Below are 21,947 nucleotides of genomic sequence, written 5' to 3'. Positions count from 1 at the left end.
AGTTTTAAACCAAATCAGATGGAAAAACTTTTACATCCGCCCAAAAAGAGCAGGAATAGTCTGAAGAAGAGTCTTTGGCTATGCTCATGCCTGCTGTTAGCAGGAAATGGACTGGCGGCAAACGCAATAGCGTCTACCGTATATGTGCAGGCTCCTCAAGCCCAGAAAGTAACTGTAAAAGGAAAAGTAATTGCCGGTGATGACGGTAGTACATTACCTGGCGTAACAATTCTGGCCAATCAGCAGGCCGTTGGCATTTCAAATGCAGAAGGCAATTTTAAAGTAGATGTGGCAGTTGGAACTGTTCTGTCTTTCAGATTTGTAGGTTACCAGCAACAGAATGTTACTGTAACAAAAGCTGAAGAAAACCTGGCTGTAACCCTGCCTCTTGATAGCAAGCAGCTTTCAGAAGTTGTTGTAACTGCCCTTGGTATCAAGCGTGAAGAAAAAGCGCTGGGTTATGCGATATCGCAGGTAAAAGGCGAAGACCTTACAAATGCTGTATCTAACAACTGGACAGACGCTTTATCTGGTAAAGTAGCCGGTCTGAACATGGTTAAATCTGGTGGTGGTCCTGCCGGTTCTAACAAGATTATCTTACGTGGCGAAAATAACCTGACAGGTAGCAGTGAAGCTCTTATAGTTGTAGATGGTGTGGTTATGAGTAACCGTGCTGTTGGTTCAGGAAGCGGATCGTACCTGGAGGCAGACAACGCAGTGGATTTTGGAAATGGCCTTGGCGACATTAACCCGGAGGATATTGAGAGTGTATCGGTATTGAAAGGTCCTGGTGCCGCTGCACTTTACGGTGCCAGAGGTGCAAACGGTGCTATCATCATCACTACAAAATCAGGTAAGTCAAAAAAGAAAGGTATTGGCGTAACTATAAACTCCAACAGCACTATCAGCAATGTATCGCGCTGGCCAGATTACCAGTATGAGTACGGACAGGGTACCGGCGGACAGGATCTGTGGTATTCTTACCTGAACACTGAAGATGGTCCAAGTACTAGAAGTACCAGCTCTGCCTGGGGACCACGCTTTAACGGACAAAGCTTTTTCCAGTACGACCCGGTAACACGAACTACAGGTGCAACCCGAACTCCATGGGTACCTTACAAAAATAACCGTAAAGACTTTTTTGAAACCGGTTCTACGTTCACAAACAGCATCAGTATAGACGGTGGCTCAGATAAATCATCAGCCCGTTTATCTTACACCAACCTGCAGAACAAATGGATTGTGCCTAACACAGGCTACAGCCGTAACACGATAGCGCTATCCCTTAACCATAAGATAACTGATAAACTGGAAATAGCTTCCAAAGTAAACTATACCCAGAATACCAGCGATAACCTGCCATCTTCAGGGTATAACAACCACACTATCATGTACTTCATCAGGGGGCTTTCGCCTAACCTGAACCTGGATTGGTTTAAGCCTTACTGGGTGCCGGGCAGAGAAGGCATAGAGCAAAGCACTCCTTTTAGTGGAATCCTGGATAACCCGTACCTGCAGGCTTATGAAATGCTGAACAAGTCTGAGAGAAACAGTGTGGTAGGTAATATCTCAGCTACTTACAACTTTACAAGTGACCTGAGTTTAATGGTGCGTGGTGCCCTTGACCTGGTTCAGGATAAGCGTTCGCAGGAGCGCCCATGGGATACACAGAAATTCCCGGAAGGCATGTTCCGTACACAAGACATTAGCTCAAGTGAAATAACTACAGATTTCCTGTTACGCTACAACCGTAAGATCTCTGATAAGTTCCAGGGAAGAATATCTGTTGGTGGTAGCAGAATGGAGAACAGAAGCACAAACAACTCTATGTTTGCGGGCAAACTGCTGTTCCCGGACATCTACACTTTTGCGAACAGTAAAGAAACGCCGATTGCAACAAATGAAAGATCTGCCTTTGCAGTAAACAGCTTGTATACACTGGCAGAACTGAGCTACGATAACGTTATCTTCCTAGACATGACCGGTCGTTACGACTGGACAAGTACACTGGTAACTCCTGGTATACTGGGCAACGAGGCAAATTTCGATAATGCTGGATTCCCTTACCCATCATTTAACCTGAGTGCTGTCGTATCTGATATGTTCCAGATGCCTAGAGCTATTTCTTTTGCCAAGCTTAGAGGATCATGGTCGCAGGTAGGTAGCGGTGGTGTTATTCCTTACCTGACTTCTTATACTTACGGAATTGAGAGCGGCTTCCCGGGTGGTTTATCTAACCCGAAAGTAATAGCGAATGAAGATCTGAAATCGCTTCTTACTACAAGTATCGAATTTGGTATGGATATGCGCTTATTCCAGAACAGATTAGGCTTTGATGTTTCTGTATATAAAAACGATACCAAAGACCAGATCTTACAGGCTCCTCTGGATAAGTCGACAGGTTATAATGCCATTGTGTTAAATGCGGGTTTAGTTCGCAACACAGGCATCGAGATTCAGACAAATGCTAAACTGCTTGAGAATAAAGGTGGCCTTAATATAGACCTGTTTGCTACCTATGCTAAAAATAAAAACAAGGTAGTGGAGCTTGTGGATAGCCTTAGTACGCTTGTGCTGGCATCCGGACCACGTGGTACAATTGAGGCACGTCCGGGTGGAACAATGGGCGCACTTTACGGCCTTGGCTATGAGCGCTCTCCTGATGGACAGATTGTTTATGACCAGAGCGGATTACCATTACTCGGCAGCGAAATCAAACACATAGGTGACGTAACACCAGACTGGAAAGGTAGCATTGGTACAAACGTGAAGTATAAGAACTTTGGCCTGAACGTACTTTTTGATGGTCAGTTTGGTGGTGTAGCATACTCTTTAACACACGCTGTACTGATGGAAGAAGGTAAACTGAATAAGACAGTGCCTGGCCGCTATAACGGTATAGTTGGCAATGGTGTGATCAAAAATGCAGATGGCTCTTACCGCCCTAACGATGTACTGGTTACAAACATGCAGACGTATTATACCAGACACTTTGGCCGCGATAACGTGGAAGCTAACACCTTTAGCACTGACTATATTAAACTACGTGAAGTTCGCCTGGATTACACTGTTCCTGGAACTCTGCTGGAGAAGTTTAAGATACAGCGCGCAAGTATAGGTGTATTTGGTCGCGACCTGTTCATGATCACAGACTGGCCAGCTTTCGATCCGGAAGTAGGTACATTAAGCGGATCCGGAATTGTAGGTGGCTTCGAAGTAGGCCAGTTCCCGCCAACCAGAACATTCGGCATTAACCTGACAGTTGGCATTTAATTTAGAGGAAGAAACTATCATGAAAAAGATAAAGATATTTACGTTAACAGCATTGGCAGCATCTTGCCTTGCTACCTCTTCCTGTACCAAGGACTTTGAGGAACTGAATACAAACCCTAACGAAACTGTAGCAGCTACACCGGCCTCGTTGCTGGCACCGGCACTACATGACGTAGTAACCCGTAACAATAACCGCGCGCTTCGCCTGAACAATGAACTTATGCAGGTGCACGCAACCATTCTGGATTCTGATGAGATCCACCGCTATGTGATCAGACCAGGTGAGTCTGATTATATGTGGAACAACTGGTATCTGCAGCGCACCAACTTTGTAGACATCTACAACGGTGCATTGATAACACAGCAGAAAAGCTTTATGGGTATTGGTCTTATCCTGGATGTGTGGGTTACTTCGCAGATAACAGACATGTTTGGTGATGTGCCTTACTCAGAAGCTAACAAAGGCCGTGATTATTTACTTCAGCCAAAGTTTGATGCCCAAGAAACGATCTACAAAGACCTGTTTGCCAAGTTGGAAGAAGCAAATGCATTGCTGGCTGCCAATGAGCAAATGAAGGACAATGAAAAAGCAATAGATCCGCTTTATGCCGGTGATGTAGTTAAATGGAGAAAGTTTGGTAACTCGCTTTATCTGCGTCTGTTGATGCGTGCTTCCGGAAGACCTGAAGTAAATGCACCTGCCAAAATAAAAGAGATTGTAGAGACGAACCCTGGTTTTTACCCGATCTTCGCGAGCAACGAGGAATCTGCCATCTTAAAGTACACAACTACGCTGCCATTAGTATCTGCTTTTACAAACATGCGTGATTATGACTTTAACGGCTCGCATGGTTTAACTGAGTTTTTTGTAAACAACCTGAATGCAATGGACGATCCGCGCATCACGCGTTGGGCAACTTTGTTCGGTACGGGTTACTATGGCATACCAAGCGGTTACTCACCAGGTAATATTCCGGACCGTCAGTCCTCTTATCATTTAGCGCTTAAAAACGAGCCTCTTTTAGGTAATATCATTAACTATGCTGAGGTGCAGTTTATTCTGGCTGAAGCTGCCTTGAGAGGATACATAGGCGGCGAGCCTAAAACCTACTTTGACAGAGGTACAGCAGCTGCTATCACGATGTGGGGAGTTGAAGTTCCGGCTGGTCATTTAGCCAAACCAGCAGTAGCGTTTGATCCTGCTGCAGACTTTGAAGCTAAACTGGAGAAGATCATGCTGCAGAAATATTTCACCCTGTTCTTTACAGACTTCCAGCAGTGGCACGAATACAAGAGAACCGGACATCCGGTATTGCCTATCGGTCCTGGAGTGCAGAATGGAGGTGTAATGCCTGCCCGTTTCAGATATCCTGTGTATGTTCAGTCGCTGAATGGTGCAAACTATAGCGCAGCAGTAGCAGCTATGGGTGCCGACGACATCAACACAAAAGTTTGGTGGAACAAATAACAGCTCGAGTTCAAAAGATTAGTAAAAGACATACGTCATGAAAAATAGATATTTATCATTTCTGGCCATCTGTTTAAGCGTTCTGGGCTTTACTTCCTGCGTGGAAGATAATCCAAATCCTTCGGAAGGTATTCCTAACCCGGTTGCTTCCCTTTATGTAGTGCGCGATGCATTTCATGAAAAAGACCTTGCTCTTGGCCCCGGACCTTTGTTTGATGCGTACCAGGTAGGTGGCGTTGTGGTTTCAGACCCATCAGGTAACAACTGGCCGGCTGGTAAGGTAGCCATTCAGGACTCGTGGAGAGGCATGCGAAGAGGCATGATACTTGACCTAGGCGAATCTGCTGCTGCAAACTATAGCGTAGGCGACTCTGTATTTTTTGATGTAAGAGGTTCCGTTCTGAAGCGTAAAGATGGTGTTTTGCAGATTACAAGCCTGAAGCCTGAGAGCATCAGAAAAGTATCTTCGGATTTGCCTATTGCGCCAAAGGCTGTGGGTATAGCTGAGCTGCTCGCTAATTTCGGTAAGTATGAAAGCACACTGGTAATGGTAACCGGTGGTCCTGAAGTAGTTCCTGCATCTGGCGAAACATACGCAGGTAAGAAACAGATCGTAGACGGATCCGGAAAGTCAATAACACTGTACACAGATGCTAACGCGACCTTTGCAGGTCGTAAGTTACCGGCTAGCGCCAGCTTTGTTGGTATCCCAACTATAGCTGCGGATGGTACCCCGGAATTACGTATGCGTACAATTGCCGATGCGCTTAATGCAAGTGGTCCGATCTATGCTGGCTGGCCTGAAAGCTTCGAGATTCCTAATTTCGAGGAAAAGAAAAGCTATAACATGAAGAATACGGATGGCTCTTCGAACAATAACAGAGATCTGGCTACAGGTAACTGGACATTGTACCAGTCTATTCTGGAGCAGACAGCAGGCAGAGATGTTATCGTTTCAGGAAAGCAGGCCGTACGTTTCCAGCAAAACCTGACTGAATCAGCGTTGCTGCAAATGAACTTTGACCTGCCGAACGGTGCCAGCAAGGTTACAGTGTGGTATGCTACTTACTACACAGATAAATCAAGCACATGGCAGCTGGAGTATTCTCAGGACCAGGGCGCAACCTGGACAAAAGTTGGAGAGGCTGTATCGGATGCGGCGCGTGCTCACAAGATGGCCACCTTCCTGATGGATATTTCAGGCCCTGTTCGTTTCAGAATCAACAAGCTTGGTCTTGGAGCTTCCGGTACGAAGGACAAGAATGGCAATATCGTTGAAAACGGCCGCTTGGGTATCGATGACTTCGCAGTTTATTCGAACTAATATCAAACTATAAAAGAGGCGGCCTGCGCAAATAGGGCGCCTCTTTTTACTTACCGCAGCCGGTAACTGTAGATTACGAATGGCTGCAAATCCAAACCTGCCTGCTAGCTATAGTTTGTGTTTATAGTTAGCGCATTTCCAGGTTAATCAGTTTTATAATATCACTTTCGGTTCTGGCAAAGTCAACTATAAAAGCTTGCTTTGCCAGTACTGAGAGTAGCTAAAATACCATCAGGTGCTCCTGCCTGAAAAGCTAAATTATCATGCCGAAACCGATCCATTTTATAGTTGCCCTGCTATTTGTATTTGTTGGTTGTTCCAGCGAAAAAACAGAACCAGCACCTACCAAACCTGAAACCGGAAAAGTAACTCCTGTAAGTGCCACGTTTCCTGCTGCAGTTTTTACAGATGTGAACCTGGTTAAACAAGGCAAAAATTCCCTGGCAATTCTGGATCAACTGATCGCCCTGATCAATGCAACACCAAAAGACGCAACTATACACCTGAGTGTTTTCCTGTTTGATTACCCTGAATTAGTAAAAGCCATTAAAGACGCCAACGATAGAGGCGTAAAACTACACGTGGCCATGGATATGGGCCGCGAAGAATCTTTGGAAGTGAACCCGCTTACTTTCCACGAATTAAAAAGAGTGCTGGAAGCCAAAGGCAATATTATAGTTCCGGTTTATAACGATGCCAGCGCTACAGCCATTAACCACAATAAGTTTGTCCTTTTCTCTAACCTGGAGACTACAGCCGGCAATGTGCAGAACGTGGTTTTCCAGACATCTCATAATTTTACGCTGGCCGATGCGCGCAAATTTCAGGATGCTGTGATGCTGGCAGACGCAGGTCTGTACGGTGCCTTTAAAACATACTGGACCGATATGCAGGCGAAAGCTGCTTCGGGCATGAAGAACTATAACTATACCGAATATGTGGATGCTGCCAAAGGTATAAACGGCTACTTTCTGCCAAAACGCCGCAACGGCACTTCGTATGGCGACGACAGCATCATTGAGTTTCTGAACAACATACAGGATCCGGCTTCGGCAACCATAAAAATCGGTATGTCTGACTGGACAAATACCCGCCTGAACATTGTGGATAAACTGGCCCAGCTACAGGCACAAGGCGCAACTATAGAAGTGGTTGTGAAGAACAAGATCGACGATAACATCATGACTGGTTTAAGGCAGCTGCAGCAAAAAGGCGCCTACCTGAAAGTATATGACATCTCGAAAGCGAATATCCATTCAAAATTTATACTGATAGAAGGCAACTGGCTGGGTAAAAATGCAAAGGTACTGATAACCGGCTCGCATAACTTTACTAACAATGCCCTGCGCAATAATAACGAAGTAATGGTGCTGCTGAAGGACCATGTGCTTTTCTCAAACTATACGACCTATTTCGAAAACCTGAAAACTGTACCGGGCATTTAACTTAACACGACCATGAAGAGAAGATCCTTTCTGGAGCGCATGCTCCTTTTTTCGGGCGGACTTGTACTTAGTGGCAGCTATACCGCTGCGCTGGCAACCCCATCTAAACTAACTATAAAAGGCAGGGTTACAGCTGGTGCTAAAAAGCTGGCAAACGTGGTGGTGTCGGATGGGTACAGTGTGGTAAAAACAAACCGTAAAGGTAAGTACGAACTACCGGTGAACGGGGAAGCTAGATTTGTGTGGATTTCAGTGCCGGCTGGTTACGATTTTCCGAACAAGAATGGTATTGCCCGCCACTACCAGTACCTGGACCATAGCAGCAAACAAGATTATAACTTTGAACTGAAGGCACTGCCAACCGACGATACGAAGCACAGCTTTATTATCTGGGCAGATCCGCAGCCACGAAACAAAAAAGATGCCCAGCGCATGCTGGATGAGTCTGTGCCCGATGTGCAGAAAACATTAGCAGGTATGGCTACCGGTACGCTGGTACACGGCATTACGGTAGGCGATATTACCTGGGATAACCCTGACCTTTACAAAGAATACGACCAGGGCGTGGCTACGATGGGTGTTCCGTTTTTCCAGGTGCTTGGCAACCACGACCAGGACCTGAACAAAGGGGGCGATGAGGTTTCGGATAAAACGTTTGAAGCTACTTATGGCCCTACTTATTATTCGTTTAACCGCGGCAAGCTGCATTATGTGGTAATGGATGACGTGCGTTACCTGGGTAAAGACAAGCAATACGACGGGTACATTACAGAGCATCAGCTTAAATGGTTGAAGAAAGATCTGGCCATGGTTCCGACAGATAACCTGGTTATACTCTGCGCGCACATACCAATTCATTGGGGCGTTAAGAACAGGGAAGAGCTTTACCCGATCCTCAAAAACCACAAGGTGCACATTATGACGGGGCACACACACTATAACCGCAACGTAATAGAGCAGGATATTTTCGAACACAACCACGGCACCGTTTGCGGTAACCTCTGGACCGGCCCTGTTTGCGGCGATGGCGCACCCGGCGGTTATGCAGTGTATGAAGCAAATGGCACTGATCTGAAGTGGTACTATAAATCAACAGGGTTTGATGCTGACCATCAGATGACCATCTACATGCAGCCTGCAGAAGAACAGCAACAGCGCATGCTGGTAAACGTCTGGAACTGGGACCCGGAATGGAAAGTAGAGTGGTGGGCTGATAATCAGTACAAAGGTACGCTTCAGAACATCATCTCCTACGACCCGATTGCCTGGGAACTATACCAGGGAGATCAGTTGCCAAAAGGGCGTACCTATGTAGAGCCACGTGAAACAGAGCACTTTTTTGAGGCTTTTGTGCCGGCAACTGTAAAAGAGCTGAAGGTTGTAGCAACAGACCGCTTCGGCAGAAAATATGAAAACCGGAAAGCTGTTTCTTAAACTATAGTTTAACTTAAATCAACAAAAAGCGGGCACTAACTATAGCCTTCACAACAACTATAGTTTATACATCTGCCAATACTATAAATATGCTTATGATTAGTAAATTACTGCCTGTAGCGCTTGGCGCCATGCTCCTGGTAACGGGGTGTAAAAGCACAGAAACTATGACGGCACAACAAAAAAATCCATCCTTCCCGGCTTTTGATACCGAAGGCCACCGTGGCGCGCGCGGCCTGATGCCCGAAAACTCAATTCCGGCCATGATGAAAGCACTGGAGCTAGGCGTAACCACCCTGGAAATGGATACCCATGTTACCAAAGATGGTAAAGTTGTTGTAACCCACGATCCACACATCAACCATCTGTATGCGCGCACCCCGGATGGTAAGGATTTTACAAAAGAGGAAAGCAAGAACTACGCGGTCTACCAACTGGATTATGACCAGGTGCGCAGGTTTGAAATGGGTACAAAATTCTATGACGCGTATCCGCAGCAGGAAAAAGTAAAGACCTATATTCCGTTGCTGGCGGAACTGATAGACTCGGTGCAAAACCATCTTAAGGCGAACAACCTGCCACAGGTATTTTATAACATCGAAACCAAATCGGTGGCTGACGGCGATGACAAGATACACCCGGAGCCTGCCGTGTTTGTAACTAAACTGGTAGAAGTACTGGAAGAAAAGAAAATAACACCCTGGGTCATCGTTCAGTCTTTCGACCCGAGAACGCTGCAGGTGCTGCATCAGCAATATCCGCACATCAAAGCATCGCTACTGGTAAGTAACAAGGATAGTTTTGAAGAGAATATTGCCCGCTTAGGTTTTACGCCACAAGTGTACAGCCCCAGCTATAAGCTGGTGACCCCGGAACTGATAGCTAAAGCACATGCCCAGAACATAAAAGTAATTCCGTGGACGGTAAACACCGCAGAAGATATTTCCCGCCTGAAAGGGATGGGAGTGGATGGCATTATCTCTGATTACCCGAATTTGTTCAAGGAAGTAAAATAGGGGATGGCGCAAACTATAGTTCTGCGCATGGCTGATTCAAAGGCATGACTGTCTTTTTTTTATCATCCTGAAAGGATCTTGTGGGTTTATAGTAAAGGCTTAAGCTCACTTACACCAGGTTCCTTTCAGGATGACAAGAAATTTTAGTCCTTATTCCTAAAAGATGAAAAGTCCTCCTTCGTAGGGGATGATTTCTTCACCAAACGAACTACACTTTCAAACTATAAATCTATAGTTATCAGAACATGAAGCTTACAACTAAATTATACCTTTCTACACTCTCCATTCTCAGCTTACTTGCCACCAGTGCCATCGCCCAGGAAAACCCTGAGTCTGAGCAGGGAACGGGAGTGATGCAGGTAGAGGGCACAAAGCCTGGGGTTGCAAAATACGACAGCACGTATCGTCCGGGTACATACCAGGTGCAGGTTGATTATTTCAGGAAATATAAAAACTCGAAAAAGGATATCATCTTTCTAGGGAACAGCTTAACTGCCCACATCGACTGGAGCGAACTCCTGGAAAATAAAAATGTGCGTAACCGTGGCATTTCCAGCGATATTACCTTTGGGGTTTTGGAGCGCCTGGACGAGGTGATTGAAGGCAAGCCTGCTAAAGTATTTTTACTGATCGGGATAAACGATATTTCGCGCAACGTGCCGGAAGAAGTTATACTGGCCAACTATAGAAAGATTGTGCGCAGGATAAAAGCAGGCTCACCGAAAACAAAGATTTACGTGCAGACGCTGCTGCCGACCAATAACACCTTCGATAAGTTTAAGAAGCACTATAACAAGGAAGCTAAAACAGCAACTGTAAACAACGGCATAAAGCAGATCGCCTTAGAAGAGAAAGTGACACTAATTGATCTGCACCCGAACTTTGCTGACGCAGAAGGAAAATTAAAATTGCCCTACACCCACGACGGCCTGCACCTGACGATTGAAGGGTACAAGGTTTGGGCAGAAATCCTGAAGAAATATCTTTAAAAGTAGAACTCCTGACGCTTCTTACAGCATCAGGAGGTTTTGTGCGCGTATGGGGAACGCGCTTGCCTGGCGGGAGCTTTATGCACCTGTCAGGTTTTTTAAACTATAGTTACCTTAATGCCCATGCCTTCCAGGGTTTTAACGGTGTAATCTGAGATGCCACTATCAGTTATGATCTGGTCTATGTCCTCAAAACCGCAGATCTTGCCAAACCCTCTTTTCCCGAACTTGGTAGAGTCTGCCAGTACTATCGTTTTCTGAGATACTTTGATCATCTGGCGGTTCAGGTGTGCTTCCATCACGTTGGTCGTACTCAGCCCAAAATCCAGGTCAATACCATCTACACCCAGAAACAGCTTGCTGCACGAAAAATCGGTCAGGGTACTTTCGGCGTAAGGACCGGTAACTGATGATGAGCTTTTACGAAGCACGCCACCAAGTTGCATTACCTCAATATCGGGGTGGCGGTTAAGCTCCAGGGCAATGTTAAGGGATGGCGTAATAACCGTTAAACTACTTTTTGGCTGAATGTTACGTGCCAGCGCGAGTACCGTAGTACCCGACGCGATAAGTACAGAATCGTTCGGTACCAGCAAAGCTGCAGCTGCAGCACCAATACGCGTTTTTTCAGTAGCCTGTATTTTCTCCTTTTCGTTTACCGAGCGGTCTGTAGTGTAAGGGTTGTTGGCTGTGGCACCGCCATGTGTTCTGAATAGCAAACCTTTGTCTTCCAGTAGTTTAAGATCCTTGCGTATCGTAACCGACGATACACTCAGCTTCTCGCAGAGGTCCAGCACATTCACCTGCCCCTCTTGTTTCAAACTATTTAAAATATGCTGGTGACGTTCGGCTAGAGTTAACATAGAAGGTAGAGTAGGTTTGTGTCGTAAATATAGGAGGTTAAGTAGATTATTGGAAGGGAAGGAGCGTTTGGTTTAGCTTTTCAGACTAATATTTATGGAAAAATCCATGACCTGTACTTCAGCAATAGAGGTACAGGTCATGGATTTGAAGCAAGGTTGGTCTAGTTACCAACCTACAGTTTAATGCAAGGAATCAGGATATTAATTGCCTCGGTAAGTCGAGTAACCGAACGCTGAAAGCGTAATTGGAACGTGATAATGGCTGTTATCTTTTATTTGGAATACTACTTCTATAAAAGGGTAAAAGCTTTCTGTATGATTCTTTTTAAAATAGTCGCTGGTGAAATAGGTAAGTTTATAAATGCCCGGGTTTGATCTTTTTGAATCGAGAAAATCAGAGATCCTTCCGTTTTTATCGGTTACTTTTTCATCAACATAAGCCCATTTTTTTGTCTGTTCGTTGTACTTTTCCAGCCTGATAGTTACACCACTTGCAGGCTTGCCTTGTGATATATCCAGGATGTGGCTGGAAAGCTGGTAGGTATTGTCCTGAGCAAATGTGATCAGGGAAGATATTGCAAAAATGACTGTGAGGATTAACTTTTTCATGGTTCTTTATCTGTTTAATTTGTAGTTGTAATACCTATTTCGGTTAGGGCAGCAGATTTAGCTATCGAATCATCATTTTCAGGACTGCCACCACCAGCCACTCCTATACTCCCGATTACATTGCCCTGATACCAGAGTGGCACTCCACCGCTTAGTAATAGTAATTCCGGGAGTGTGTTCAGGTTCTTTGTATCCGGGTTTGCTTCTGCATTTCTGAGTAATAAAAGCGTAGCCGTTTTTGTAGATAAAGCAGTATAGGCTTTTCTCCTGGCTGCTTCCGTGTTGTGCGGGCCTACACCATCGCCGCGGGTCAGCAGAATGATGTTGCCGGAAGCATCCAAAACTGCAACAGAAACCTTTTTGTTTAAAGAAGTGGCTGATTTGGTGGCACGGTTCGCGAGCTCGAAGGCTGCGTCCAGGGTTAAATTGTGGCTTGGTTTTATGTAAGTATCAACCGTGGCTTTTAGTATTTTCTTATCAGGGTGGTGTTGCCCGAAACATGTTGTTGAAGCAAATAGAAAAAATAATAGAATAAATCTCATGGCTTATTTTTGATTACAAAATTAAGCACGCCCGGATCTATGATTCTTGTCCTATGTCAACGTTTTACAACCTTGATTTTATTCTGCTTAAGGTAGAAGGGGAAATGCCTAAATAAGAAGCTGCCATTTTATTCGACACCCTAACCAGAAGTTGTGGCTGGTTCTGAATTATCCACTTAACTTTCTGCAGCGCATCGTAACCCTGAAATCCATAGATTCTTTTTTGAGCAACTATAAAACCGAGCTCCAGAATCTCAGTGTAGATTTTAGTGAACTGAGGCAATTTGTTAACTAGCTTATAAAAGTCAGACCTTGTTATACAAAGCAACTCTGACTTTTCGATCGTTTGTAAAAATTCTTCTGCAGGTTGTTGGTCTATAAAGCTCGGTAAAGCTGTTACGAAACTACCTTTAAAGGCAAAATATCGTGTAATTTCATTGCCCTCTTTTGTCGTTGTAAATAACCTAACGCAGCCTTTATTTACGAAATAGTAGTGTTTGGAGACCTGGTCGTAGTCTAGGAGAATCTCGTTTCGCTTTGTTTTTATGACTCTGAAGTGAGCATAAACTTCATCAAGTTCAAGCCTGTTAAAATCAGCTTTGCTTTCTAAAAACCTCTTCAGAGTTGTGTACATGTTTTCTTGATTTTTTGTGAGGCTTTAAAGTGCACACTTGCTTTGCACCAGGACCTGTATCAGGTTCTATTATAAAATAAGGCAACCAAATAACATGGTAGTAACAAACAAAGGGTATAAACTTATTTAGAACTTATCAACTTCTGGGAAATCAAGCTTTGCTATTGCAATATCATCTATGTAATTCCCCCATTTTTCCGACCTTTGTAGCGGACTATAGCTACAGAAACTATGCAACGCCCAGTTAAGCTTGTGATTTTTGCCGGCATCGTGCTGGTACTTCTATATTTTATTAACGAGACCTTCCTAAGTGAAGAAAATTACACCAAGCCACTTTTAAAAGAGCGCGAAGACAAAGACCTGTCGTTCAGGAGCCGGACGAATAGTCCGTTTGCAGAAGAGGACCGACGCGATTTCAAGAACCTGGTATACTATGAGCCTAATGTAGCCTACCGGGTTACTGCCAAAATAGAGGACCTGCCAAAACAGGACACGCTGCTGATGCCGCTTACCAACGGAAGCTACGAACCCTACCTGCGCTATGCCATTGCAAATTTCGAACTGGAAGGCCAGCCCCAGCGCCTGACGTTGTATAAGAAACTGGCGAAAGAAGAAAAAGACCAATGGTTTGTACCGTTCACCGATAAAACCAACGGGTTCGAGACCTATGGCGGTGGCCGCTACTTAGATATACCTTATAAAGAAGACGCCAAAACTGTAGTACTGGATTTTAACCGCGCCTATAGCCCATTCTGTGCCTTCAACCCTGAGTATGTGTGCCCGGTGCCCCCTAAAGACAACCGCCTGACTGTTGCGATTCCGGCAGGGGAGAGGACCTACGAGATTAAGAAGTAATTACCTCTTTTAAACAGGGGAGGGAGTTTTATAGAAGCTATAGTTTATCGTTTGTACAACTGGCGCGAGCGTCCTCGCTCGTGACTTATTATGGTGTTGAGTCTCCAGACTCAACTGGCCTGATAGGGACAGGAAAAAGTAGTAGCGCTGGCTATAGTTCTATAGTTGCTGTAATCCAACGCCCCCTTTATCCCCTCCTTGTCTAAGGCGGGGAGTTTTTCTGTTATTGCTATAGTTTGAGTCATTATTCTATAGTGTTGCTGTTTTAACCCACCCCTGCCCCTCCCAAGAGGGGAATTTTGTTGCTGCTACAGTTGAGGTTTAGTTTTATAGTTGCGGCCTTAACACCCCTGTAGTCCCCTCAAGGGGACAATTCCACCCTTGCCAATTCGCAAACTATAGTGCTATGGTTACAGTCCATGATCAGGGCACGTTCACCTGTCCCTTTAGAGATACTACCACGATAAAAATCGAAGTTTACCGGTTCAAATCAACTATAGCTTGAGCTATCGAACTGATCACAGTCTTTGGGTTGAGCGCCTTTGATTTGTTGCGGTGCCGTCAGGCAATCCGAGGAACGAGGATAGCAGGAAAGCAGCAGCGCGATGCCCGAAGACGGGGCCTCCCGGCCTGAGGGCACCACAGCTAAAGATGAAACTATAGGTAAGTAAAGCTCCCAGGATTGGAGGATATTTGAAAGAAAAGGCTTGGTTCGTACGGTAGAAAATCAAACTATAGGCTGAGATAGATTTCTCACTTCGTTCGAAATGACAACTTTAGACAAACTATAAAACCCTACAATTTCACATCTCGTGCAGCAGGAAACAGAATAATGTTTAATTTTGAAGTTAACTGGCTCAAACAACGTGGGCTAAACTATAAAAGAATAAAAATTACGACATGCTGATCTCACTCGACTGGTTAAAACAGCTGATTCATATAGATAAAAACGCGGAAGAAGTAGGTGCTTTGCTAACGGGCGCAGGCCTGGAAGTAGAAGGTATTCACAAACTGGAGGCTGTTAAAGGTGGCCTGGAAGGTATTGTGATAGGTGAAGTGCTAACCTGCGAACGCCATCCGGATGCTGATAAGTTGAGCCTGACGACGGTAGATATCGGAACAGGTGAACCGAGCCAGATCGTGTGTGGTGCGCCAAACGTAGCGGCTGGCCAGAAAATAGTGGTAGCAACTGTAAACAGCACACTTTACCCGACAGGCGGTGAACCGTTCAAGATCAAAAAGTCTAAGATACGCGGGGCTGTTTCGGAAGGAATGATCTGTGCAGAAGATGAGATTGGTATTGGTACATCGCATGCCGGAATAATAGTGCTGGATACTGATCTGCCAAACGGAACACCTGCTGCGGAGTATTTCGGCCTGAACCCGGATGAAGTTTTTGAGATTGGCTTAACACCGAACCGTGCCGACGCTGCATCGCACTTCGGAGTGGCCCGCGACCTGCAGGCTTTGCTTAAAACACCTGCTACGCTGCCGGATGTATCTGCTTTTAAAGTAGAAAATACGAACAAACCAATAGCTGTTGAAGTTGAAAATACGGAAGCTTGTCCGCGTTATGCCGGTGTTACTATAACCGGTGTAAAAGCTGGCCCGTCACCGGAGTGGTTGCAGAAAAAACTGCGTGCCATCGACCTGTCACCAATCAATAATATAGTTGACATCACGAACTATGTGCTGCACGAACTGGGTCAGCCGCTGCACGCATTTGATGCCGACCAGATAAAAGGCGACAAAATCATTGTGAAAACCGCGGCAGAAGGTACGCCTTTTGTAACGCTGGATGATGTAGAGCGCAAAATGAAAGCTAACGACCTGATGATCTGCAACACGGAAGAACCCATGGCGATCGCCGGGGTATTCGGTGGTAAAAAATCTGGCGTAACTGAAGCAACGACGACTATATTTATTGAAAGCGCTTATTTCTCGCCAGACTATGTGCGCCGCACCGGTACTGCGCATGGCTTAAAGACGGATGCATCATTCCGTTTCGAGCGTGGCACTGACCCGAACATGGTAATAACTGCGCTTAAGCGTGCTGCCTTGTTAATGCAGGAAATTGCCGGTGGTGTTATCTCTTCCGATATTGTAGATATTTATCCAAACCCGATCCTGAATACGGAACTAAGCCTGAGCATCGAGCGTGCGCACCAGCTTATTGGGCAGCACATCGGCACGGAGCGTATCAAAACAATACTTACCGATCTGGGCATCGAAGTGAAAGGGGAGACTGAAACGCACCTGGAGCTGTCTGTTCCGCCATTTAAAGTGGATGTGAAGCGCGAAGCCGATGTGGTGGAGGAGATCCTGCGTATCTATGGCTTTAATAACATCGAGGTAAGCGAGCACATGGGGACTTCATACATGGCCAGCTTCTCGAAGCCTTACCCGGAAGATGTGACCGATGGTATCATGGATTACATCGCCGATCAGGGCTTTTATGAGATCATCACGAACTCGATTACAAACTCTAACTACTATAAACCAGCCGGCGATGCGGAAGTGGCAGGCTTGGTGAAAGTATTAAACTATAACTCCGAAGACCTGGATGTGTTGCGTAAGAGCATGGTGTTTTCGGGGCTGGAAGTGCTGCGCCGCAACATTAACCGCCGCCAACGCGACCTGAAATTGTTTGAACTGGGCAAAGTTTACCAGCAACTGGAAGACGGCACAACCAAAGAAAGCCGCCGCTTAGCTTTATATATGGCTGGTAATGTAACTGCCGAAAGCTGGAAACAGCCTGGTGCAAAAGTTGCTTTCCATGATCTGGCCGGCGTGGTGCAGAATGTATTGCGCAAACTGAATGCGTTGGATTACGAAACACAGCCCCTGCAGCCAAATCCGTACCTGAAGCAAGGTGTAGCCTATGTGAAAAACGGAACTGTAGTTGCCGAAATTGGCCCTGTGGAAGCTGGTGTAACGAAGTTTATGGAAGTAAAGGAACAGGTTTGGTACGCTGAACTGAACTGGGATTACCTGCTGAAGAAGTATAAAGCCAACCTGGTAGGTGAAGAACTGCCAAAATTCCCGGAAGTGCGCCGCGATTTGTCGCTGGTACTGGATAAGAATGTTACCTTTGACCAGGTGAAGCACATTGCTTTCAGAACGGAGCGCAAGCTGCTGCAGGATGTAAACGTGTTTGACGTGTACGAAGGCGATAAGATAGAGCAGGGTAAAAAGGCTTATGCGATCAGCTTTAGCTTACTTGATAAACAGCAAACCCTGACCGATAAAGTAATTGACTCTACGATGACACGTTTGATGCAGCAGTTTGAGAAACAGTTAGGAGCTTTTATCCGGAAATAAGCTATGCCAAAGGACGCGCAACTGCAACAACTCCAGCATATTGAAACAAAGCTGCGAAAACTTTTAGACCGCTACGCTGAGGTGCATCAGCGGTTAAGCAGTGCCCAGGAAGAAATAAAACTTCTGGAAACACAGCTGGAAGAGAAAGATCAGCAAATAAAAAATTTTCAAAATCAGGAGAATATTGTTAAAATTGTAGACACGATAGCAGGAAATCCTGCAAATTCGACTGAGTTAAAGCTCAAGCTAAACGAATATATCAGAGAAATTGATAAGTGTATTGCTTACCTGCGCGACTAAAGTATATGAAATACAGCGCAGAAACTGGTAAGCAGGAAACTATAAAACAACGCAACGGATGAGTGAATTATCGATAAAGATTCGCATCGCAGAACGCGAGTATCCGATGCGGGTAAAGGAAGAAGAAGAAGAAAGGCTCCGTATTGTGGGCAAGTTGCTGAATGAGCGACTAAAGTTCTTTAAAGATCAGTTTGGGATTCAGGATAAGCAGGACTTATTGGCTATGGTTGCTTTTGAAACTATGGTAGAGAAACTTAAACTGGAGGATGAAAAGAACAAACATCTTTCTAAAGTAGGCCAGCAGCTTAATGTGCTGGACGATCTTCTGTCGTCGGCAAAGTAATGTGTTTTGTCGCGCAGCCTTTTACGTGTTAGCTATTTTACCGCTTTAATCCCGTCTTTTTGCAGTTACTGCTAATGTGTTTTAATAAACCTTAAAACATGTTAACATGTCCGATATTCTATTAATTCTAATCACCGCCATTGTTGCGCTCGCTGTGGGCGTGTACATTGGGCGTTTGCTGCTGCAAAAGGTATACAAGCAGCAGGAAGTAGCCGCCCGCCAAAAGGCAAAAGCTATTATCCGTGAGGCGGAGATCAACGCCGAAGCAATCAAAAAAGACCGCATGCTGGAGGCTAAGGAGAAATTCCTGAAGCTTAAATCTGAGTTTGAAGAAGAATCAAACAAGAAGAAGAACATTATCATCCAGAACGAGAACAAGGTAAAGCAGCGCGAGCAGCATGTTACCAAGCAGATGGAAGATAATAAGCGCCGCGAGAACGAACTTAACAAAGAAAAAGAGGCGCTTAACCTACAGTTAGAGCACCTGCACAAGCGCAAAGAGGAAGTAGAGAATCAGCACAAAGAAGTTGTTAGCCAACTTGAGAAAATTGCCGGTTTAACTGCATCTGAGGCTCGTGAGCAACTGGTTGATGCCCTGAAAAGTGAAGCCACCACACAGGCCTCATCTCACATCAAAGACATTGTAGCGCAGGCTAAACTTACCGCTACCAAAGAAGCTAAGAAGATTGTTATTGAAACGATACAGCGTACAGCAGCAGAGCATGCTATCGAGAACTGCGTTTCGGTATTTAACATCGAAAGTGACGATATTAAAGGTAAGATCATTGGTCGTGAAGGACGTAACATACGTGCCCTTGAAGCTGCAACCGGTGTAGAAATTATAGTTGACGATACTCCGGAAGCCATCATTATCTCAGGTTTTGATCCTGTTCGCCGCGAAATTGCGCGTCTGTCGCTGCACCGTTTAGTTGCAGATGGTCGTATTCACCCGGCCCGTATTGAAGAGGTTGTTACCAAGACCCGCAAGAACATCGAAGAAGAAATTATCGAGATTGGTGAGCGTACTGCCATTGACTTGGGTATCCACGGTCTGCATCCTGAGCTGATCAAGATGGTAGGACGTATGCGTTTCCGTTCGTCTTATGGCCAGAACTTATTACAGCACTCACGCGAAGTAGCTAACCTTTGCGCTACCATGGCTGCAGAGCTTGGCCTAAACGTGAAACACGCTAAACGTGCCGGCTTACTACACGATATTGGTAAAGTAACCCCAGACGAACCGGAATTGCCACACGCGATCATCGGTATGGAGCTTGCTAAGAAATACAAGGAGCATCCGGATATCTGTAACGCCATCGGTGCTCACCACGACGAGATCGAGATGACGGCGATGATCTCTCCACTGATCCAGGCTTGTGACGCTATTTCCGGTTCAAGACCGGGTGCCCGCCGCGAAATCATGGAATCATATATCAAGCGTTTGAAAGACCTGGAAGCAGCAGCTATCTCCTTTGAAGGAGTAAACCAGTGCTACGCCATCCAGGCTGGTCGTGAGCTTCGCATTATGGTGGATGCTGATAATGTAACCGACGAAAAAGCAGCGCAGCTGTCGTTTGATATTTCGCAGAAGATCGAGAAAGAAATGCAATATCCTGGTCAGATCAAGATCACGGTTATCCGCGAAATGAGAGCGATCAGTTACGCCAAATAGTTTTATACTTTTAGCCAAAGTAGGCCGCCTGTTGTACCCGTTACAGCAGGCGGTTTTTGTTTACCTCTCCCTTCCCCCTCCTAAAAACAGGAGCGGGTAACTATAGAGCTATAGTTCAAACTATAACTATAGCCGGAATTCCCCTCTCGGGAGGGGTAGGGGTGGGTTAAAACCACAACTATAAAACGATAACTCAAAACTATGGCAAAGGCTGTAAAGCTCCCCTCTACCAAGATCCTTTCAGGATGACAAAATGAGAAGTAGCCGTAAAAGTTCTCCGCCTTAGTCAAGGAGGGGCAGGGGTGATTGGATCTTGCCAACTATGAAACTATAGCCAACACTATTGGTAATCCTGTCCCTGCCGGGCCAGTTGAGTTGAAAACTCAACACCATAGTAAGACACGGGTTACAAACCCGCGCCAGTGGAGAAGCGGTGCCTATAGAACTATAAACTTACTTACAGGCACACCACAATCCTGCCAATCCTTTAATCCTGCAAATCCTGGTTCAGACAATAAAAAAACGCCTGCAGAAACTACAGGCGCTTTACATATATAGATTAGTTATATTAATTTCTATCGTACAATCTTACTCACACCAACCACTACAGCCGCTATGCGAATCGCATCGAAAATGCGAGGCTCGGTGGTACCAAGTTGCATGATAGAAGCCTCGTGGGAAGTGATGCAGCGTTCGCATCCGTTAATTGCTGAAATAGCCAGGCTCATCAACTCGAAGAACTCTTTGCCAAGTACAGGCTTCATCATGATGTTCATTTTTACGCGGGCCGGTTGCTGCTCATATACATCCTTGTTGGCGTAGTGGCGGAAACGGTAAAGGATATTGTTAGTAGCCAGTAACGAAGCGCAGGCAATAGCTTCGGCAACTTCGCCCTGGTCAGCACCGTTTTCTATAGCCTTTTCTTCGAAAGCTTTGCTCAGTACATCGTTTTCTTCGTTGGCAGCCGCCGAAAGGGCCAGCAAGTAAGCCTCTTTTAAAGTAAGGGTTTCGCCTGATAAAGCCGATTTAAGGTTCACGCGCAGGTCGCGCAGGTATCTGGATTCTGTTTCGGTGAGCTTCTCTAATGCCTGGTAATTACTTTCTTCTGGAAGGCCCAGGTCGCGAAGCAGGTCTGTTTTTGTTTCTTGTGTTGCAGTCAGCATATTGTTTTATAGTTAGGGTTGGGAATAACAGGTGCGGTTGCAGCCCAACTATAGCTGTGCCGCTTCCGCCTCTGTTTTACTCACACCTCGTTCATTTTTTAGTTTAAATTAAGCAGCGATGGTTTCTTCGCCTTTTTTCCAGTTACATGGGCATAGCTCATCGGTTTGCAGGGCATCCAGCACGCGCAGTACTTCGGCCACGTTACGGCCCACACTCAGGTCGTTTAAGCTCACCCAACGGATAATGCCTTGCGGGTCCACGATATAGGTAACACGGTACGCTACTTTCTCATTGGCTTCTAAAATGCCCAGCTCTTCAGCCAGCGACTTAGAAGTGTCGGCCAGCATCGGGAAGCGTAGTTTGTTCAGGTCTTCATGGTTCTGGCGCCAGGCCAGGTGCACAAATTCAGAGTCAGTAGAAGCACCGATCAGTTGAGCATCGCGGTCACGGAACTCGTCATAGTTTTTGTTGAATTCAGCTATTTCGGTAGGGCAAACAAACGTAAAGTCTTTTGGCCACCAGAACATCACCATCCACTGGTCGTTGTTTTTGTGGTCTTCGCTGGTGATGTCAGCAAACTCTTTTCCTTTTTCTAATGATACCACAGCCTGTTTTGTAAAAGCCGGGAAAGTAGATCCTACAGATAATATTCTGTTCTGTGTCATGATATGTATATGGGGTGAATTATAAATTGA

General features: G+C 45.5%; 18 protein-coding genes. 12 read left to right on the top strand and 6 right to left on the bottom strand.

Going from position 1 to position 21,947, the window contains the following annotated elements:
- The first annotated feature begins 18 nt into the window (after positions 1–18).
- The 7 genes from KYK27_RS14530 (at position 19) to KYK27_RS14500 (ending at position 10,949) form a co-directional block, all read left to right on the top strand.
- Positions 19–3,273 (top strand): SusC/RagA family TonB-linked outer membrane protein, encoded by a 3,255-nt coding sequence (locus KYK27_RS14530; protein WP_199110848.1) that lies wholly within the window; start codon positions 19–21, stop codon positions 3,271–3,273.
- Positions 3,263–4,741 (top strand): SusD/RagB family nutrient-binding outer membrane lipoprotein, encoded by a 1,479-nt coding sequence (locus KYK27_RS14525; RefSeq protein WP_219337373.1) that lies wholly within the window; start codon positions 3,263–3,265, stop codon positions 4,739–4,741. The genes KYK27_RS14530 and KYK27_RS14525 overlap by 11 nt, the downstream gene beginning before the upstream one ends.
- 37 nt (positions 4,742–4,778) lie before the next feature.
- Positions 4,779–6,065, top strand: coding sequence for a DUF5689 domain-containing protein (locus tag KYK27_RS14520; RefSeq protein ID WP_199110845.1), 1,287 nt, complete (start codon positions 4,779–4,781; stop codon positions 6,063–6,065).
- A gap of 263 nt (positions 6,066–6,328) precedes the next feature.
- Positions 6,329–7,510 (top strand): phospholipase D-like domain-containing protein, encoded by a 1,182-nt coding sequence (locus tag KYK27_RS14515; RefSeq protein WP_199110843.1) that lies wholly within the window; start codon positions 6,329–6,331, stop codon positions 7,508–7,510.
- Positions 7,511–7,522: 12 nt separating this feature from the next.
- Entirely contained in the window at positions 7,523–8,944 is a 1,422-nt protein-coding gene (locus KYK27_RS14510; protein WP_199110841.1) for a calcineurin-like phosphoesterase C-terminal domain-containing protein, read from the top strand.
- 95 nt (positions 8,945–9,039) lie between these two features.
- The gene (locus KYK27_RS14505) at positions 9,040–9,960 is read left to right on the top strand and encodes a glycerophosphodiester phosphodiesterase family protein (protein WP_233150459.1); all 921 of its coding nucleotides are present in this window, start codon (positions 9,040–9,042) and stop codon (positions 9,958–9,960) included.
- Positions 9,961–10,205: 245 nt separating this feature from the next.
- Complete coding sequence (locus KYK27_RS14500; RefSeq protein WP_199110840.1) at positions 10,206–10,949, top strand: GDSL-type esterase/lipase family protein; 744 nt, start codon at positions 10,206–10,208, stop codon at positions 10,947–10,949.
- Between the two features lie 98 nt (positions 10,950–11,047).
- Here the strand turns inward: KYK27_RS14500 and KYK27_RS14495 are convergent, their stop codons facing one another.
- The 4 genes from KYK27_RS14495 to KYK27_RS14480 all read right to left on the bottom strand — a co-directional run bounded on the left by KYK27_RS14495 (position 11,048) and on the right by KYK27_RS14480 (position 13,597).
- Positions 11,048–11,812 carry a DeoR/GlpR family DNA-binding transcription regulator gene (locus KYK27_RS14495; RefSeq protein WP_199110839.1) on the bottom strand — a complete coding sequence of 255 codons (765 nt, stop codon included), beginning with the start codon at positions 11,810–11,812 and terminating at the stop codon, positions 11,048–11,050.
- Positions 11,813–12,013: 201 nt separating this feature from the next.
- Entirely contained in the window at positions 12,014–12,421 is a 408-nt protein-coding gene (gene uraH, locus KYK27_RS14490; RefSeq protein WP_199110837.1) for a hydroxyisourate hydrolase, read from the bottom strand.
- Positions 12,422–12,435: 14 nt separating this feature from the next.
- The gene (locus KYK27_RS14485; RefSeq protein ID WP_199110835.1) at positions 12,436–12,963 is read right to left on the bottom strand and encodes a GlcG/HbpS family heme-binding protein; all 528 of its coding nucleotides are present in this window, start codon (positions 12,961–12,963) and stop codon (positions 12,436–12,438) included.
- Between the two features lie 64 nt (positions 12,964–13,027).
- Complete coding sequence (locus KYK27_RS14480) at positions 13,028–13,597, bottom strand: Crp/Fnr family transcriptional regulator (RefSeq protein ID WP_199110833.1); 570 nt, start codon at positions 13,595–13,597, stop codon at positions 13,028–13,030.
- A 231-nt stretch (positions 13,598–13,828) separates the two neighbouring features.
- Between KYK27_RS14480 and KYK27_RS14475 the strand changes: the two genes are divergently transcribed.
- The 5 genes from KYK27_RS14475 to rny all read left to right on the top strand — a co-directional run bounded on the left by KYK27_RS14475 (position 13,829) and on the right by rny (position 20,088).
- Positions 13,829–14,452, top strand: coding sequence for a DUF1684 domain-containing protein (locus KYK27_RS14475; RefSeq protein WP_199110831.1), 624 nt, complete (start codon positions 13,829–13,831; stop codon positions 14,450–14,452).
- Positions 14,453–15,352: 900 nt separating this feature from the next.
- Positions 15,353–17,773: a phenylalanine--tRNA ligase subunit beta gene (gene pheT, locus KYK27_RS14470; protein ID WP_199110830.1), complete on the top strand. Its 2,421-nt coding sequence runs from the start codon at positions 15,353–15,355 to the stop codon at positions 17,771–17,773.
- Positions 17,774–17,776: 3 nt separating this feature from the next.
- Entirely contained in the window at positions 17,777–18,073 is a 297-nt protein-coding gene (locus KYK27_RS14465; RefSeq protein ID WP_199110828.1) for a hypothetical protein, read from the top strand.
- 58 nt (positions 18,074–18,131) lie between these two features.
- Positions 18,132–18,416, top strand: coding sequence for a cell division protein ZapA (locus tag KYK27_RS14460; protein ID WP_199110826.1), 285 nt, complete (start codon positions 18,132–18,134; stop codon positions 18,414–18,416).
- Positions 18,417–18,522: 106 nt separating this feature from the next.
- Positions 18,523–20,088: a ribonuclease Y gene (rny, locus tag KYK27_RS14455; RefSeq protein ID WP_199110824.1), complete on the top strand. Its 1,566-nt coding sequence runs from the start codon at positions 18,523–18,525 to the stop codon at positions 20,086–20,088.
- Between the two features lie 575 nt (positions 20,089–20,663).
- On the opposite strand, the gene KYK27_RS14450 is transcribed toward rny, so the two are convergent.
- Positions 20,664–21,251 (bottom strand): carboxymuconolactone decarboxylase family protein, encoded by a 588-nt coding sequence (locus tag KYK27_RS14450; protein WP_199110822.1) that lies wholly within the window; start codon positions 21,249–21,251, stop codon positions 20,664–20,666.
- Positions 21,252–21,359: 108 nt separating this feature from the next.
- Positions 21,360–21,902, bottom strand: coding sequence for a peroxiredoxin (locus KYK27_RS14445; protein WP_410524807.1), 543 nt, complete (start codon positions 21,900–21,902; stop codon positions 21,360–21,362).
- Between the last annotated feature and the right edge of the window lie 45 nt (positions 21,903–21,947).

It is taken from the genome of Pontibacter populi, assembly GCF_019336435.1.
GTDB classification, from domain to species: domain Bacteria; phylum Bacteroidota; class Bacteroidia; order Cytophagales; family Hymenobacteraceae; genus Pontibacter; species Pontibacter humidus.
This window is presented reverse-complemented; position numbering and strand designations above follow the sequence as displayed.

Coding starts and splice junctions, on each gene's coding strand:
- KYK27_RS14530 (WP_199110848.1), top strand. CDS start 19: ATGGAAAAACTTTTACATCCGCCCAAAAAGAGCAGGAATAGTCTGAAG.
- KYK27_RS14520 (WP_199110845.1), top strand. CDS start 4,779: ATGAAAAATAGATATTTATCATTTCTGGCCATCTGTTTAAGCGTTCTG.
- KYK27_RS14515 (WP_199110843.1), top strand. CDS start 6,329: ATGCCGAAACCGATCCATTTTATAGTTGCCCTGCTATTTGTATTTGTT.
- KYK27_RS14510 (WP_199110841.1), top strand. CDS start 7,523: ATGAAGAGAAGATCCTTTCTGGAGCGCATGCTCCTTTTTTCGGGCGGA.
- KYK27_RS14505 (WP_233150459.1), top strand. CDS start 9,040: ATGATTAGTAAATTACTGCCTGTAGCGCTTGGCGCCATGCTCCTGGTA.
- KYK27_RS14500 (WP_199110840.1), top strand. CDS start 10,206: ATGAAGCTTACAACTAAATTATACCTTTCTACACTCTCCATTCTCAGC.
- KYK27_RS14495 (WP_199110839.1), bottom strand. CDS start 11,812: ATGTTAACTCTAGCCGAACGTCACCAGCATATTTTAAATAGTTTGAAA.
- uraH (WP_199110837.1), bottom strand. CDS start 12,421: ATGAAAAAGTTAATCCTCACAGTCATTTTTGCAATATCTTCCCTGATC.
- KYK27_RS14485 (WP_199110835.1), bottom strand. CDS start 12,963: ATGAGATTTATTCTATTATTTTTTCTATTTGCTTCAACAACATGTTTC.
- KYK27_RS14480 (WP_199110833.1), bottom strand. CDS start 13,597: ATGTACACAACTCTGAAGAGGTTTTTAGAAAGCAAAGCTGATTTTAAC.
- KYK27_RS14475 (WP_199110831.1), top strand. CDS start 13,829: ATGCAACGCCCAGTTAAGCTTGTGATTTTTGCCGGCATCGTGCTGGTA.
- pheT (WP_199110830.1), top strand. CDS start 15,353: ATGCTGATCTCACTCGACTGGTTAAAACAGCTGATTCATATAGATAAA.
- KYK27_RS14465 (WP_199110828.1), top strand. CDS start 17,777: ATGCCAAAGGACGCGCAACTGCAACAACTCCAGCATATTGAAACAAAG.
- KYK27_RS14460 (WP_199110826.1), top strand. CDS start 18,132: ATGAGTGAATTATCGATAAAGATTCGCATCGCAGAACGCGAGTATCCG.
- rny (WP_199110824.1), top strand. CDS start 18,523: ATGTCCGATATTCTATTAATTCTAATCACCGCCATTGTTGCGCTCGCT.
- KYK27_RS14450 (WP_199110822.1), bottom strand. CDS start 21,251: ATGCTGACTGCAACACAAGAAACAAAAACAGACCTGCTTCGCGACCTG.